Source organism: Aliiglaciecola sp. 3_MG-2023 (genome assembly GCF_030548205.1).
Classification (GTDB): domain Bacteria; phylum Pseudomonadota; class Gammaproteobacteria; order Enterobacterales; family Alteromonadaceae; genus Aliiglaciecola.
This window is the reverse complement of sequence record NZ_JAUORV010000015.1, coordinates 132,051-149,600: the sequence shown is the minus strand read 5'-3', so window position 1 is coordinate 149,600 and position 17,550 is coordinate 132,051. Positions and strand designations below refer to the sequence as shown.

Below are 17,550 nucleotides of genomic sequence, written 5' to 3'. Positions count from 1 at the left end.
TTTGCTAGAACTGTAGTGATTGCCGCTGTTAGCGTCGTTTTACCATGGTCAACGTGGCCAATTGTACCGACGTTTACATGGGGTTTCGTACGTTCAAACTTTTCTTTAGCCATTTTTCTCGTTTCCTAATTTAAAAGTCCGACCCTGTAACAGACCGGACCGAACCTTCATTTAGATTAATTTCTTGCTTCAACTATCGCTTTAGTCACATTATTTGGTGCTTCAGCATAATTAAAGAATTCCATAGAGTATGAAGCACGCCCCTGCGTTGCGCTTCGCAATGCAGTAGCATAGCCAAACATTTCAGAAAGAGGAACCTTAGCACGTACAATTTTTATACCTGCCACACCTTCATCCATGCCATCAATAACACCGCGGCGACGATTTAAGTCACCAACGACATCACCCATCCAATCTTCTGGAGTGGTGACTTCAACTTTCATAGTCGGCTCAAGCAAAACAGGATTCGCGATTTCTACGCCTTCCCTAAAGCCCATTGAGCCGGCTATCTTAAACGCCATTTCAGAAGAGTCAACATCATGGAAAGAACCATCGAACAAAGTGACCTTGACATCTAATACCGGATACCCAGCTAAGACACCATTTTGCATCTGCTCTTGGATACCTTTGTCTACTGAAGGAATATACTCTTTAGGAACGATTCCGCCCACAATTTCATTCACGAACTCGTAGCCCGCACCTTCTTCATTTGGCTCGATTTTCAGCCAAACATGTCCATATTGACCACGTCCACCTGACTGACGAACAAATTTGCCTTCCACTTCCACACTTTTACGAATTGTCTCTCGATATGCAACCTGAGGTTTACCCACATTACATTCAACATTAAATTCACGCTTCATGCGGTCAACAATGATATCCAGATGCAATTCTCCCATTCCTGAGATAATTGTTTGTCCAGACTCTTCGTCAGTTTTTACGCGGAAAGAAGGGTCTTCTGCAGCAAGTTTACCCAAGGCAACACTCATTTTATCTTGGTCAGCTTGAGAACGAGGCTCAACCGCAATGGAAATTACCGGTTCGGGGAATTCCATACGTTCGAGGGTGATGATGTGATTAGGATCACACAAGGTATCACCAGTCGTCACATCTTTCATTCCAATTGCTGCTGCGATATCACCAGCGCGCACTTCTTTTAACTCTTCACGGTCTTTAGCATGCATTTGCACGATTCGACCGAAGCGTTCACGTTTACCTTTAACAGCGTTGTAAACAGCATCACCTGTATTTACCACACCGGAATAACAACGGAAGAACGTTAATGTACCCACGAAAGGGTCGGTGGCAATTTTAAACGCTAAGGCCGAAAAAGGTTCGCTATCGTCTGCATGACGTTCAGCTTCTGTTTCATTCTTATCACTTAATACACCGGTGATTGCGGGAACATCAACGGGTGCTGGCAAAAACTCGATTACAGAATCAAGAACAGCCTGAACACCTTTATTTTTAAATGCTGAACCACAAGTCGCCACCACAATTTCATTATTGAGTGTACGAATACGTAATCCAGTTTTAATTTCTTCCTCGGAAAGCTCTTCACCTTCCAAATATTTATTCATCAATTCATCAGAGGCTTCTGCAGCAGATTCGACCATTTCAGTACGAAGTTCATTCGCACGATCTAGTAAGTCAGCAGGAACGTCTTCATATAAGAACGTCATACCTTGATCAGCTTCATTCCAATTAATGGCTTTCATCTTGATCAAATCGATAACGCCTTTGAAGTTCTCTTCAGCACCAATGTTCAATTGAATAGGCACACATGTGGCACCTAAGCGATTGTTAATCTGTTCAACTACACGGTCAAAGTCAGCACCTGTACGGTCCATTTTATTAACAAATACCATGCGCGGAACACGGTATTTGTCAGCTTGGCGCCATACAGTCTCAGATTGGGGTTCAACACCCGATGAGCCACAAAAAACAACCACAGCACCATCGAGCACTCGTAAGGAACGTTCAACTTCAATCGTAAAGTCTACGTGCCCTGGAGTATCGATGATGTTGATTCTGTGCTGGTCATACTGTTGTTGCATACCAGACCAGAAACAGGTTGTTGCAGCGGAAGTAATGGTAATCCCCCGCTCCTGCTCTTGCTCCATCCAATCCATGGTAGCAGCGCCATCATGGACTTCACCAATCTTGTGAGACAAGCCGGTATAAAATAAAACGCGTTCAGTCGTAGTCGTTTTACCCGCGTCAACGTGAGCAACGATTCCGATATTTCGATAGCGTTCAATTGGATGTTTACGAGCCATTTAATCCTCTCTAAGAAGCTTTGACTACCAGCGGTAGTGTGCGAACGCTTTGTTCGCTTCAGCCATACGGTGAACGTCTTCACGTTTCTTAACCGCAGAACCTCTGTTCTCAGACGCATCTAGCATTTCAGCTGCTAGGCGTTGAGCCATTGATTTTTCACCACGTTTACGTGCAGCATCAACCATCCAACGCATGCCTAATGCATTACGACGAACAGGACGAACTTCTACTGGTACTTGGTACGTAGAACCACCAACACGACGAGATTTAACCTCGACTGTAGGGCGGATGTTGTCCAATGCTTCTTCGAATACATCTAGGTGAGCTTTACTGGTTTTTTCAGCAACGATGTCTAACGCACCGTAAACAATTTTTTCAGCAGTAGATTTTTTACCATCCAACATGACAACGTTCATGAATTTGGCAAGTAATTGTGATCCGAACTTAGGATCAGGTAGGATTTTTCGTTGACCTACAACTCGTCTTCTTGGCATCTTAATATTCTCCGTGGGGATTCAGGTATAACCCAAAACTCAAAATTTAATAGTTTGGCCTTACTAACGGAGAACCGTTAAGACTTAGGCCTTTTTGCGCCGTATTTAGAACGGGCTTGTCTACGGTCGTTTACGCCTGCGCAGTCTAAAGTACCGCGAACAGTGTGGTAACGAACACCTGGTAAATCTTTAACACGACCACCACGAATAAGAACAACACTGTGCTCTTGTAGGTTGTGACCTTCACCACCGATGTATGAAGAAACTTCAAAACCGTTGGTTAAACGAACACGGCATACTTTACGTAAAGCTGAGTTCGGCTTCTTAGGCGTGGTTGTATATACACGAGTACATACGCCACGTTTCTGTGGGCAAGCCTGTAAGGCAGCGACGTTGCTTTTTTCAACGGGCTTCTTACGAGGAGAGCGCACTAACTGGTTAACTGTTGCCATTAACTAGGGCTCCTGGTTAATAAAAAACTACTATTTGCCCGTTTTACCGGGCGCTGAAAGCGAAAAATCCGCGTCCAAAATATTGCGTTAGCAAATTTCGGGTCGCGGAATTCTATAGATCATAAAACAAACTGTCAAGAAAAGTCTTTGACTAACTGCGGTTAGCCAAAGAATTTCTTAAATATTGTTACTCTTCGCTTGAACTGTTACCAGCTTCAGCGTTTAACGCTTCAGTTAGTGCAAGTTCTGCTTCAGAGGCTGATACTGAGGTTTCTTCAACCATCATAGCAGCTTGTTTCATTTTCGCTCGGTTTTGGTGATAAGAGAAACCGGTTCCTGCTGGAATCAAACGACCAACAATTACGTTTTCTTTCAAACCACGCAACTCATCTTCTTTACCTTGCACTGCTGCTTCAGTAAGAACACGGGTTGTTTCTTGGAACGAGGCTGCTGAAATGAATGATTCAGTAGAAAGAGAAGCTTTGGTAATACCAAGCAACTGAGTTTCGTACTGAGCAGGGATTTTACCCTGTTTTTCAATTTCACGGTTAGCAACTCTAACGTTCGCAACTTCAACTTGCTCGCCTTCAAGGAACTGAGTATCACCTGGGTGAGTAATCAAACACTTACGCAACATCTGACGTATAACAACTTCGATGTGCTTATCGTTAATTTTAACCCCTTGTAGACGGTAAACTTCTTGAACTTCGTTCACAATGTAGTTTGCAACTGCACTGATTCCACGAAGACGCAAGATGTCATGTGGCGATTCTGGACCATCGGCAATAACTTCGCCTTTTTCCACAGATTCACCTTCAAACACGTTAAGTTGACGCCATTTAGGGATCATCTCTTCGTAATGATCACCTTCTTTAGGCGTAATAACTAAGCGCTTCTTACCTTTAGTTTCTTTACCGAAACCGATAGTACCGGATACTTCAGCAAGAATCGCAGGCTCTTTAGGCTTACGTGCTTCGAACAAGTCAGCAACACGCGGCAGACCACCGGTGATGTCACGAGTTTTCGAACTTTCCTGAGGTATACGTGCTAACACGTCACCTTCGCGAGCCGCCATACCATCAGATGCTTCGATTGTAGTAAAGCTAGGCAGGCGAATTTCCTGTAATCCAACTTCATCACTTTCTAGGATAAGTTTAGGTTCTTTCGCATTCGCTTTGGTTAAATCTTTAACCACGATACGCGTTAAACCAGTTAACTCATCTTGTTGCATTTCGGTATTCGAATCATCAACGTCAGCAAAGCTAATTTTCGCTTTACGTTCGGTAATAATTGGATGCGAATGCGGATCCCAGTTCGCGATGATATCGCCAGCGTTTATCGCCGCGTTGTCATCAACAGAAAGAATCGCACCGTAAGGTACTTTATAACGTTCTTTCTCACGACCTTGGTCGTCAATTACAGTTAATTCAGTAGAACGTGAAACGATAACCACTTTGTCATCAGCGTTACGCACATACTTAGCGTTGTGTAACTTCAATGTACCAGTAGTTTTCACTTGTACACTATTCTCAGCAGATGCTCTTGATGCAGCACCACCGATGTGGAACGTACGCATGGTTAACTGTGTACCAGGTTCACCGATAGACTGTGCGGCAATAACACCAACAGATTCACCGAAGCCAACCATATGTCCACGAGCCAAATCACGACCGTAACATCTAGCACAAACACCGAAGTCGTTGTCACAAGTGATAACTGAGCGAACCAATATTTGGTCTACAGAGTTATCTTCTAACATGTCAACTAAACCTTCATCTAGCAGCGTATTACGCTCTACTAAGACGTCGTTAGTACCTGGTTTAATTACATCTTCTGCAACAACTCGACCCAATACACGTTCGCGCAATGGTTCTACAACGTCACCACCTTCGATAAGAGGAGTCATTTTCACCCCTTCGAAAGTGCCACAATCTTCGTTATTAATAACCAAATCTTGTGCAACATCAACCAAACGACGAGTTAAGTAACCCGAGTTTGCTGTTTTCAATGCCGTATCAGCCAAACCTTTACGAGCACCGTGAGTAGAAATAAAGTACTGAAGTACGTTTAGACCTTCACGGAAGTTTGCCGTAATAGGCGTTTCGATGATTGAACCGTCTGGTTTTGCCATCAAACCACGCATACCCGCCAACTGACGAATCTGAGCGGCACTACCACGAGCACCAGAGTCAGCCATCATAAACACTGAGTTGAAAGAGTCTTGCTCTTCCATTTCACCGTCACGATTTTTAACTGATTCTTTTGATAAGTTTGACATCATGGCTTTTGCAACGTCTTCGTTTGCACGAGACCAGATATCGATTACTTTGTTGTAACGCTCACCCGCGGTAACAAGACCTGATTGGAACTGCTCTTGAATTTCAAACACTTCTTCTTCAGCTGCTTCGATGATGTCTTTCTTCGCATCAGGAATAACCATGTCATCGATACCAACAGATGCACCCGCGATCATCGCGTAGTGGAAACCGGTATACATAATTTGGTCAGCAGCAATTACCGTATCTTTCAATCCAAGTACACGGTAACAAGCATTCAACAAACGTGAAATCTGCTTTTTACCCATTGCTTGGTTGATAATTTCGAACGGCAAACCTTTTGGCAAAATTAAAGAGAAAATAGCACGTCCAACTGTAGTATCAGTTAGGGTTACTTTTTCAGTTTTAGAACCATCAGCATCAACATCATATTCGGTGATACGTACTTTCACGCGAGCGTGAAGTTCTGCATTACCTGTACGATAAGCTTTTTCGGCTTCGTGAGGGCTGGTGAATACCATACCTTCACCCAGACCATTTACACGGTCACGAGTAAGATAGTACAACCCTAATACAACGTCTTGTGAAGGAACGATGATTGGCTCACCGTTAGCTGGTGACAAGATGTTGTTGGTCGACATCATCAAGGCACGCGCTTCAAGCTGTGCTTCGATTGTTAACGGTACGTGTACCGCCATTTGGTCACCATCGAAGTCGGCGTTATAGGCCGCACACACTAATGGGTGCAACTGAATCGCTTTACCTTCGATCAAAATAGGTTCAAACGCCTGTATACCCAAACGGTGAAGTGTAGGTGCACGGTTAAGAAGAACTGGATGTTCGCGGATAACGTCATCTAAAACGTCCCAAACTTCCGGAGCTTCGCGCTCTACTAATTTCTTAGCGGCTTTAATGGTTGTTGCAAGACCACGACCTTCTAATTTTCCATAGATGAACGGCTTGAACAATTCCAATGCCATTTTCTTTGGAAGTCCACATTGATGTAGACGAAGAGTAGGACCAACAGTAATTACAGAACGACCAGAATAATCTACGCGTTTACCTAGTAAGTTCTGACGGAAACGACCTTGTTTACCTTTGATCATATCGGCCAAAGATTTAAGAGGACGTTTGTTAGAACCGGTAATTGCTCGACCACGACGACCGTTATCTAAAAGTGCATCAACCGCTTCTTGTAACATACGTTTTTCATTGCGCACAATGATATCAGGCGCAGCAAGATCTAGTAGACGCTTCAAACGGTTATTACGGTTAATGACACGACGATATAAATCGTTCAAATCTGAAGTCGCGAAACGGCCTCCATCTAGTGGTACCAACGGACGCAAATCTGGTGGTAAAACTGGCAACACTGTCATGATCATCCACTCAGGCTTGTTGCCTGATTGTTGGAATGACTCTAACAACTTCAAACGTTTAGTAATTTTCTTACGCTTGGTTTCAGAATTGATAGTTGGCAATTCTTCACGCATCGCGGCAACGTCAGCATCAACATCAAGCACTTTTAGCAATTCAAAAACTGCTTCTGCACCCATCTTGGCTTCAAATTCATCGCCGTGCTCTTCTAACGAATCTAGGTACTCTTCTTCAGTAAGAAGTTGAGAACGCTCAAGAGTCGTCATACCAGGTTCGGTAACAACATAAGATTCAAAATAAAGTACACGCTCGATATCACGCAATGTCATATCTAACATCAAACCAATGCGAGACGGCAATGATTTTAGGAACCAAATGTGGGCAACTGGGCTAGCCAGTTCAATGTGACCCATACGCTCACGACGTACTTTAGTCAATGTCACTTCTACGCCACATTTTTCACAAATTACACCACGGTGTTTAAGGCGTTTGTATTTACCACACAAACACTCATAGTCTTTGACCGGACCAAAGATGCGGGCACAGAAAAGGCCATCGCGCTCTGGTTTAAACGTACGATAGTTGATGGTTTCAGGCTTCTTAACCTCACCAAAAGACCACGAACGGACCATGTCCGGAGAAGCAAGACCGATTCGAATATTATCGAACTCTTCGGTTTTGTTCTGTTGCTTAAGAAACTTTAATAAGTCTTTCACTTTTTTCTCCCAGCGGAGTGGTGTTACAAAACCTGACTAACTACTTCAGCTAGTCAGGCTCTCTTTTCTTTCGATCAATCAGAGTAAACTAATCGTTTTGCTCTTCTAATTCGATGTTGATACCTAGAGAACGGATTTCTTTCAACAATACGTTGAAGGATTCCGGCATACCAGGTTCCATACGATGATCGCCGTCCACAATGTTTTTATACATTTTAGTACGACCATTTACGTCATCGGATTTCACAGTTAGCATTTCTTGCAAGGTATAAGCAGCACCGTATGCTTCTAGTGCCCACACTTCCATCTCACCGAAACGCTGTCCACCGAATTGAGCTTTACCGCCCAATGGTTGCTGTGTAACCAAGCTGTAAGAACCCGTTGAACGTGCATGCATTTTATCATCAACCAAGTGGTTAAGTTTCAGCATATACATGTAACCTACGGTTACAGGACGCTCGAACGAACGGCCAGTACGACCATCAAACAACGTGATTTGTCCGCTTTCTGGAATATCAGCCAACAACAACAAGTCTTTAATTTCTCGTTCTGTTGCACCATCAAATACAGGTGTCGCAATTGGCACACCTTTACGCAAGTTTTCAGCAAGACGTTTAACTTCTTCATCGGTGAAGTTGTCAATATCGACGACCTGATGTGACTTGCCTGAGCTATACACTTCTTTCAAGAAACTTCTTAGCTTAGCTAATTCTTCTTGCTCTTTGATCATGCGATCAATCTTCACACCCAAACCGTGAGCAGCCATGCCCAAGTGAGTTTCAAGGATCTGACCGATGTTCATCCGCGAAGGTACACCAAGTGGGTTAAGTACGATGTCTACGGGAGTACCGTTAGCATCATAAGGCATATCTTCCACTGGTTGGATAGTCGAGATAACACCTTTGTTACCATGACGACCAGCCATTTTGTCACCAGGTTGAATATGACGCTTAACAGCCAAGTATACTTTAACAATCTTCAACACGCCCGGCGCTAAATCATCACCCTGAGTGATTTTGCGACGTTTAATCTCAAACTTGTTATCAAAATCAAGTTTAATTTCACTGTGTTGTTCAGCAATTTGATCAAGCTCTAATTGTGCATCTTCATCTTGTAGCGTGAGATCAAACCATTTTTCACGAGGCATACTGTCAAGCTTAGCTTGTTCAATGCCATTGCGAAGCAATAGGTTAGTCGCACGTGCAAATATACCGTCGGCTAAAATACCGAACTCATCACCCAAGTCTTTCTTAACTTGACGTAATTGCATATCTTCAATTTCAAGGGCACGTTTGTCTTTTTCAACACCATCACGGGTGAAAACTTGAACGTCAATAACAGTACCATGAACAGAGTTAGGTACACGCAAAGAGGTATCTTTAACGTCTGACGCTTTTTCACCAAAAATGGCTCTTAAAAGTTTTTCTTCTGGCGTTAGCTGAGTTTCACCTTTAGGTGTCACTTTACCAACTAAGATGTCGCCACCTTTCACTTCAGCACCAATATAAACCACACCAGATTCATCCAGTTTACCAAGTGCAGATTCACCAACATTAGGTATATCAGCACTAATTTCTTCTGGACCAAGCTTAGTATCACGAGCAATACAGCTAAGCTCTTGAATGTGAATTGTTGTGAAGCGATCTTCTTGGGCAACACGCTCAGAAATAAGGATAGAATCCTCAAAGTTATAACCATTCCAAGGCATAAATGCGATACGCATATTTTGACCTAACGCCAACTCACCTAAATCAGTGGAAGGACCATCGGCCAATACGTCACCAGTAACAATAGGGTCACCTACATTACAAGTTGGTTTTTGGTTAATACATGTATTCTGGTTAGAACGGGTGTACTTAGTAAGGTTGTAGATATCGATACCTGCTTCGCCAGCAGTCATTTCTTCTTCATTTACTTTGATAACGATGCGACTTGCGTCAACATAATCAACAGTACCACCGCGTTTAGCGATAATAGTTACACCTGAATCAACAGCAACCGTTTTTTCCATACCGGTTCCAACTAAAGGCTTATCAGCTTTTAGAGTTGGTACAGCTTGACGTTGCATGTTTGCACCCATCAATGCGCGGTTAGCATCATCGTGTTCTAGGAACGGGATAATTGATGCAGCAACAGATACGATTTGCTGTGGAGATACATCCATATACTTGATGTCTTCAATTTGCATCAAAGTAGTCTCACCACGGTAGCGGCAAGGGATAAGCTCTTCCGTTAGTTTACCATCATCGTCTAACACAACGTTTGCCTGTGCGATGGCGAATTGCCCTTCTTCAATAGCAGAAAGGTAATCGATATCGTCAGTCACAACACCGTCAACAATTTTACGATAAGGTGTTTCAAGGAAACCAAAGTCATTGGTACGAGCAAAACTCGAAAGTGAGTTGATCAAACCGATGTTTGGTCCTTCAGGCGTTTCGATTGGACAAACACGACCATAGTGAGTCGGATGTACGTCTCGAACTTCAAAACCTGCGCGTTCACGGGTCAAACCACCTGGGCCTAAAGCAGAAATACGACGTTTGTGCGTCACTTCTGAAAGCGGGTTGTTTTGATCCATAAACTGAGATAATTGGCTTGAGCCAAAGAACTCTTTAACGGCTGCCGAGATTGGCTTAGCGTTAATAAGGTCTTGTGGCATTATAGCATCAAGATCACCTAAACTTAGGCGCTCTTTAACTGCACGCTCTACACGTACTAAACCAACACGGAATTGGTTTTCGGCCATTTCACCAACAGAACGAATACGACGGTTACCTAAGTGATCGATATCATCAACTTCATCTTTACCATCACGGATGGTAATCAATTGCTTCATTACCGCAATGATATCTTCTTTATCTAGGGTACCTTCGCCAATTAATTCTTCGCGACCAAGACGTCGGTTAAACTTCATTCTACCTACAGCCGACAAATCATAACGATCGTCAGAGAAGAATAAGTTACCAAATAAGGTTTCCGCAGCATCTTTAGTGGGTGGCTCACCAGGACGCATCATACGATAAATTTCAACTAATGCTTCGAGGCGATTTGTTGAACTATCAATACGTAGGGTATCTGATATATAAGCACCGTGATCTAACTCATTGATATAAAGTGTATCGAATGAGGTAAGGTCAGAGGCTAACAACGCTTCCAGTGTTTCCACTGTCAGTTCGTCATTCGCAGAGACGATTACTTCACCGGTTTCTTCATTTATATAGTCTTTGGCGATTACCCGACCAACAAGAAACTCAGCTGGTACTTCTAATTCAGTGACTTTTGCTTTTTCAAGAGCACGAGTATGACGAGCAGAAATACGACGACCCGTTTCTACTAGAACATTTCCTTCTCCGTCCATGATGTCAAACTGTGCAGTTTCACCACGTAAACGTTCAGGCACGATGTCCATCATGAATTTATCGTCCACTATCTTGATGAGATCTTTATCAAAGAACACATCTAGAATTTCTTCAGTGGGCATTTCCAATGCACGTAACATGATAGTCGCTGGTAATTTACGGCGACGATCGATACGAACATATAAATTATCTTTCGGGTCAAATTCGAAGTCTAACCAAGAACCACGGTAAGGAATAACTCGTGCGTTATAAAGCACTTTACCTGATGAGTGTGTTTTTCCTTTATCATGATCGAAGAACACACCAGGTGAACGGTGAAGTTGAGACACGATAACGCGCTCAGTTCCATTGATCACAAAAGTACCGTTTTCAGTCATGAGTGGTATTTCACCCATGTAAACTTCTTGCTCTTTGATATCCTTAACCGTTCCAGGAGCGGCTTCTTTATCGAACAACACTAGACGAAGTTTTACCCTAAGTGGCGCAGAAAAAGTGACACCTCGAATTTGACATTCTTTAACGTCAAAAACAGGTTCACCTAATCGGTAGCTCACATATTGTAATTCAGAATTACCTGAATAACTTTTTATGGGGAAAACTGATCTAAAAGCAGCTTCTAGTCCATAATGACCGTCAACATCGATGTCGATAAACTTCTTAAAAGAATCGAGCTGGATTGAAAGAAGGTAAGGTATCTCTAATACCTGCGGGCGTTTGCCAAAATCCTTACGGATACGTTTCTTTTCGCTATTGGAGTAAACCATGGGTTCCTCAGCATTCTGATTTTTGACCCAACTTGCCTAGTAAAGCGCTTTTACTAAACAAACTTCAAGCACCCTTTGCGGCGTGATTTTCAAGCATACACCAATTTTTCTAAAGTTTTAACACTTAACTTATTGGTTTTATGTTACTTTTCAACCACGTTTGCGCATCAAATCGAAGGATAGTTCTAAAGGGTATAAATGCCCTATCCTACAGCGCAAAAAGGCTGGTGATTAAATAATCACCAGCCCGAGCCTTTTCAGGCAAGTAATCTGTCAACAGACAAATTACTTAAGTTCCACTTCTGCGCCAGCTGCTTCAAGTTCAGCTTTAAGTGCTTCAGCTTCTTCTTTAGCCAAACCTTCTTTGATAGCTTTAGGTGCTGATTCAACAACATCTTTAGCTTCTTTAAGGCCTAGACCTGTAGCGCTACGTACTGCTTTGATAACAGCAACTTTATTGCCGCCAAAAGAAGTCATTACTACGTCAAATTCTGTTTGCTCTGCAGCAGCTTCAGCAGCTACAGCAGGACCAGCAACAGCAACAGCTGCTGCAGCAGAAACGTTGAATTTTTCTTCAGCTGCTTCGATTAACTCTACCAATTCCATAACTGGCATTTCAGCAATCGCGTTTAATATATCATCTTTAGTTAGAGCCATTTTCTCTAAACTCCTGGGGTTAAATGTTAAAAAATTTGTTAATGCCAAACACGAAAATTATTTTTCGTCTTTGATCGCCGCCAATACACGCACAAACTTGCCTGGAACTTCGTTGATTGTACGAACGAATTTCTCGGCAGGTGCTTTGAAGGTAGCAAGTAATTTTGCTAGTGCTTCGTCGCGAGTTGGAAGTGAAGCAACTGCGTCCAATTTCTCTGGACCCAATAAACCACTACCAATTGAAAGTGCTGTTACTTTAAGCTTGTCATTCTCTTTAGCGAAATCTTTAAATAGACGTGCTGCACCGCCAGGTGCGTCTAATGAAAATCCGTAAATCAAAGGACCAGTTAAAGCTTCATCAATATCAGAAAACTTACTGTCTGCTAAACCACGTTTTGCAAGTGTATTACGTACTACTTTAAGAAATACGCCTTGCTCACGAGCTTTAACACGCAGGTCAGTCAGTTCTGAAACTTCCATCCCACGGTATTCAGCGACGGCAACGGATAGAGCTTGAGATGCAACTTCACTTACTTCTGCTACGATCTCTTTTTTTGCTGCTAAACCTAGTGCCACTGAGTTCACCTCTTGTTAGCTGAATGCAATTTCTATCGATTTCGCATTCAGAGTTCCAGATTGATAAATCATTGAATACTGCCAAACAGTGCTCGCTGACTTACCGCTCTACGGTGTTCGTTTCCCCAGAGAGTCTGAGTCGAAATCACCGTCTGCGCAGGCATTTTACGTATTAAGCGAAATATTTAATGTAGGAGCTCTCTTACTTCACCTACTATTTCGCACCTGCGGTCTTGGACGGGAGCATGATTTTTAACTAAGTTAAAAACAGCTCCAACCCATAACCTTTAGAGAGATGAGCGTTAGCTCATAAGCCAAGTCAGATAACTGAGTTATCTAATTGGAAATTTATTTCAAGCCTAGGCTAACTGGATCAAGTGTTACACCAGCACCCATAGTGGTGCTAAGGCTAACTTTCTTGAAGAATGTACCTTTAGCAGAAGAAGGCTTAGCTTTCTTCAGGGCTTCTAACAAGGCATCAAGATTTTCTTGAATTTGGTTTGCTTCAAACGCAATTTTGCCAATGCTTGCATGGATAATTCCATTTTTGTCATTTCTGTAACGAACCTGACCCGCTTTAGCATTCTTAACTGCTGTTGCAACGTCTGGCGTTACTGTGCCAGTTTTAGGGTTAGGCATAAGTCCACGAGGACCTAAGATTTGACCCAACTGACCAACAACACGCATTGCATCTGGAGAAGCAACCACTACGTCGAAGTTCATTTCGCCTTTTTTAACTAGATCAGCAAGATCTTCCATACCAACGATGTCAGCACCGGCTTCTTTAGCTGCTTCTGCATTAGCGCCTTGAGTAAATACGGCTACACGTACTTCTTTACCAGTACCATTTGGTAGCACAGTTGCGCCACGAACGTTTTGGTCAGATTTACGAGCATCGATACCAAGGTTAACTGAAACATCTACACTTTCAGCGAACTTTGCAGTAGCTAGTTCTTTTAATAAAGCAACTGCTTCATTAATTTCGTATTCTTTAGTTGCGTCAACTTTCTCACGAATAGTGCGCATACGTTTTGTTAATTTAGCCATGTCTTATCCCTCTACTACCAAGCCCATGCTGCGTGCAGAGCCAGCGATGGTACGAACAGCTGCATCAAGATCGGCTGCAGTCAGGTCAGGTTCTTTAGTTTTTGCAATTTCTTCTAATTGCGCGCGCGTCACTTTACCCACTTTTTCAGTGTTAGGACGGCCAGAACCACTCTTAATACCGGCTGCTTTCTTCAATAAGAAAGATGCAGGTGGAGTTTTGGTTTCAAAGGTAAATGAACGGTCTTCATAAACAGTAATAACTACAGGTACTGGTGCACCTTTTTCAAGGCTCTCTGTAGAGGCGTTAAACGCTTTACAGAATTCCATGATGTTAACACCTTTAGCACCTAATGCAGGGCCAACTGGTGGACTAGGATTAGCAGAACCAGCTGCAACCTGAAGCTTAATTAAGCCTGTGATTTTTTTAGCCATTATATCTCTCTCAAGTTTGGGTCTATCGCCTCGCAAAACATAGAGATTGTTTGCTCAATCGGCTTCCCTTAAAAATTAACGGTCGCGAATTATAGATTACATATCTAAACTACGCAACCCTTATTTGAAGATTTAAAATTGTTTATGTAAAATTGTTGTTTGCGTTAAAGAATTTGGTTTGAATTTACTCACTGTCATGGCTGTTAGGCACTTTACATGAGCAAAGCAGTGGTTAAGGGTTTTATAAGACTTATGACTATTCCCCCTTTTCAATCTGCCGTTTAGAAAAGTACAGTTGTTTTGCCTCATACATCTCGAGTAATCGCTGTTTTAATGCGGGGTTACCCTCAATCAACTTTTCAGCATAAGCTAGCGAAGCTTTCTTTTCTTGTTGAACTTGCATCGCAACATCATCATCTGATGGCAACGCAACCCTAGCTCGCATTGCAATCTCAGTAAGCTTCGACTTTCTTGCTAGAAAATATTGTGGATAACAGGCTCTCTGGGTAATTCGCCCAGTCCCCTCTTTTCTCTGTTTTTTGCATTTAACTTTAAATTTCGGGTCTTCCACCAAATCATTAAACGCATCATAAAAACTTAGTTCGGTTTTCGCCATTTGCTGACGATAGAAATATAGAGGCTTAGTTCCAACAACATCAATTTGTTCGACGTTTTCCTTTTCAACATTCAATAGCTTCTCTGTATTGCTTGGTTGCGCGAGCAACACTTTTGAGTGAGCAAGCAGCAAGGCCAAAGCTATAGAAAAAAATCTCTTAGCGGTTTGTTTCTTTGAAAACATTCTTTAAGTCCTTTTAGAGAGCCTAAAATCCACTCACCTGAGAAAAAGTATCGTTAAATTTATCAAGCAGTAACAGGTAGAAGATATTAAATTAAATGTTTTGAGTGGGTCAATAGCGTTATTTGCAGTTAACCACTAGTCATTTTTCGTCTAGTGAAATTTTTACAAAAACTGCTTTCCATTTTACTTAATATTGATCCTCCCTAGAATCTCGTTCAATCCTTAATAAGGCTAAGAAACAGAGATTTAGATTTTTTAAGAGTACTGTATTAGAACTTCAAGCCATTGTGAAAAGCTAACTGTTCCTGATTTGATACACCGCCTACACCTCGCAGTTTATCGACGTTTTAGTTAATTTCTTAGCCAGCCTTAATGACATGTCTGTTTTTACAGACATTAAACTAAGGTATCGAGCAATTAACTACACCAAATCTCCTTTAGAAAATATTTACGAGTTACCCACACTTTGGCAAATAAATATATTTACGTATAAAAACAACAGGATAGGCGAAAAATACCATCTTACTTTGATTAAATAGTGGTAAATGATTTTTCTGGTCTAGTTTCTGCATAGTCCCAACTAACACCCGTTATTTCCCATGACGTTTTCTAGTAAACGCAATTCAATTGGGCAGAAACCAATCATAGGTAGGATAGAAATGCGAAATTTGGTTACAAAAAAAGCCAACAGAAAAATGGAGAAAAAAACATCTTTAAAGGCAACCCTTTTGTTGGGCCTTGGGTTAACCCTGTCCGGTTCTTTACTACTTCCATCCCAACTCGCTACTGCACAGCAGCCCGAAAAAGAAGTTAAACCTGAAAATACAGTGTCTAAACCAAATGTTGATAAAATTACCTTTGAAATGGTGAAGGGACAAGCCCAGAAATTATCAACCGAAGAATATCAAAAGCCCGTCAGCACATTGCCTAAAGAATTGGCAGAAATGACCTATAGTGAATATAGAAACATACGCTTTAACCCGCAAAAAGCAATTTGGAAAGATAAATCAAACTTTGAACTGCAATTGTTTCACCCTGGTTTTCTTTACAAAAGTCCGGTAATGCTTCGTTTGGTAGATAGTAATGCTGGAAGTAACACAGTTACTTTTAAGGGTGATAAATTCATATATGAAAATGAAGCCTTACCATTGCAAGGTATCGCGCCTCCCGATGCTGGTTTTGCAGGGTTTAGGGTTCATTACCCGTTAAATACTCCGAATTATAAAGATGAATTGGCTGTCTTCCTTGGGGCTTCTTACTTCCGAATCGTTGGACCAGGGCAAGTTTACGGAATATCCGCTAGGGGGCTTGCTATCAATACCGCCCATGCATCTGGTGAGGAGTTTCCCGAGTTTACTCGCTTTTGGGTAATTGAACCCGAAGAAGAAGCTGACAACTTAGTTATCTACGCTTTGCTTGAAAGCGAATCTGTTACAGGTGCATACCGGTTTGAGTTAACCGCAGGTCTTGTTACTGAGGTTAAGGTGAACAGCCAGGTTTATGCGCGAACAGACGTAGAAAAACTGGGGGTCGCACCACTGACTAGCATGTTGTTATCCAGTGAAACCACTACCAAATACTTTGACGATTTCAGACCTGAAGTACACGATTCCGACGGCTTGTTAATGATCAACTCTCAAGGCGAACAAATTTGGCGTCAACTCAACAATCCCAAGACACTGCAGGTCACCTCAATGCAAGACAATCAACCGCAAGGGTTCGGTTTGTTGCAAAGAGATATTGAATTTGAACACTACTCAGATATTGAAGCTAACTACCACAACCGCCCTGGTATTTGGGTAAGACCTGATAACAATTGGGGAGCAGGTCGCTTAGAACTTGTTGAAATCCCAACCAATTCAGAGACTAACGATAATATTGTAAGTTATTGGGTGCCTAATGCCCCTTTGAAGAAAGGACAGACAAGGGAATTTAACTACACCTTAACCACTGTGTCTGGCGATCTAAATCAAAATAACTTAGCGACTGTGATACGGACAAAAAATAGCTGGGCAGCTTTACCTGGTGAAGATAATCCAGCAGCAAAAACAGTGCGTAAAATTATCGTAGATTTTTCTGCGAAACAATTAACCAAGTTAACTCAAAACGTGCCTATCCAAGCTAATTTGCAAGTAAATGGTGGTGAATATGACGAGCTAGTTGTTCGTCAACTGCCCGATAAAAAGAGCTGGAGAGTGTCCTATACACTCAAAGCTGACCAAGATAGAGCTGTGGATATGAGACTTTCTCTGAGCCTTAGGGGCAAAACAATTAGTGAAGTCTGGAATTACGTTTGGAACAAGAATGAAATCGAATAATCA

General features: G+C 42.2%; 12 protein-coding genes. 1 reads left to right on the top strand and 11 read right to left on the bottom strand.

Features of this window, described 5'->3' with window-relative positions:
• The 11 genes from Q4574_RS16680 to Q4574_RS16630 form a co-directional block, all read right to left on the bottom strand.
• On the bottom strand, positions 1–113 hold a 113-nt coding region (locus Q4574_RS16680), incomplete at its 3' end, for a GTP-binding protein (protein WP_303475536.1).
• 63 nt (positions 114–176) lie between these two features.
• Complete coding sequence (fusA, locus tag Q4574_RS16675; protein ID WP_303475522.1) at positions 177–2,279, bottom strand: elongation factor G; 2,103 nt, start codon at positions 2,277–2,279, stop codon at positions 177–179.
• Positions 2,280–2,303: 24 nt separating this feature from the next.
• Positions 2,304–2,774, bottom strand: coding sequence for a 30S ribosomal protein S7 (gene rpsG / locus Q4574_RS16670; RefSeq protein ID WP_216049829.1), 471 nt, complete (start codon positions 2,772–2,774; stop codon positions 2,304–2,306).
• Positions 2,775–2,851: 77 nt separating this feature from the next.
• On the bottom strand, positions 2,852–3,226 hold the full coding sequence (rpsL, locus tag Q4574_RS16665) for a 30S ribosomal protein S12 (RefSeq protein WP_008845957.1): 375 nt from the start codon (positions 3,224–3,226) through the stop codon (positions 2,852–2,854).
• Positions 3,227–3,413: 187 nt separating this feature from the next.
• A complete protein-coding gene (gene rpoC, locus Q4574_RS16660) occupies positions 3,414–7,595 on the bottom strand; it encodes a DNA-directed RNA polymerase subunit beta' (protein WP_303475521.1) in 4,182 nt (1,393 codons plus the stop codon).
• Positions 7,596–7,683: 88 nt separating this feature from the next.
• Positions 7,684–11,718, bottom strand: a complete 4,035-nt coding sequence (rpoB, locus tag Q4574_RS16655) for a DNA-directed RNA polymerase subunit beta (protein WP_303475519.1) — start codon at positions 11,716–11,718, stop codon at positions 7,684–7,686.
• Between the two features lie 285 nt (positions 11,719–12,003).
• A complete protein-coding gene (gene rplL, locus Q4574_RS16650) occupies positions 12,004–12,375 on the bottom strand; it encodes a 50S ribosomal protein L7/L12 (RefSeq protein ID WP_303475517.1) in 372 nt (123 codons plus the stop codon).
• A gap of 57 nt (positions 12,376–12,432) precedes the next feature.
• Complete coding sequence (rplJ, locus tag Q4574_RS16645; protein WP_303475514.1) at positions 12,433–12,951, bottom strand: 50S ribosomal protein L10; 519 nt, start codon at positions 12,949–12,951, stop codon at positions 12,433–12,435.
• 348 nt (positions 12,952–13,299) lie between these two features.
• The gene (gene rplA, locus Q4574_RS16640) at positions 13,300–13,998 is read right to left on the bottom strand and encodes a 50S ribosomal protein L1 (RefSeq protein WP_303475513.1); all 699 of its coding nucleotides are present in this window, start codon (positions 13,996–13,998) and stop codon (positions 13,300–13,302) included.
• A 3-nt stretch (positions 13,999–14,001) separates the two neighbouring features.
• Positions 14,002–14,430, bottom strand: coding sequence for a 50S ribosomal protein L11 (rplK, locus tag Q4574_RS16635; protein ID WP_303475510.1), 429 nt, complete (start codon positions 14,428–14,430; stop codon positions 14,002–14,004).
• 256 nt (positions 14,431–14,686) lie between these two features.
• Positions 14,687–15,229, bottom strand: coding sequence for a hypothetical protein (locus tag Q4574_RS16630; RefSeq protein ID WP_303475507.1), 543 nt, complete (start codon positions 15,227–15,229; stop codon positions 14,687–14,689).
• 659 nt (positions 15,230–15,888) lie between these two features.
• On the opposite strand from Q4574_RS16630, the gene Q4574_RS16625 reads away from it, so the two are divergent.
• Positions 15,889–17,547 carry a glucan biosynthesis protein gene (locus Q4574_RS16625; protein WP_303475504.1) on the top strand — a complete coding sequence of 553 codons (1,659 nt, stop codon included), beginning with the start codon at positions 15,889–15,891 and terminating at the stop codon, positions 17,545–17,547.
• Positions 17,548–17,550: the final 3 nt, after the last annotated feature.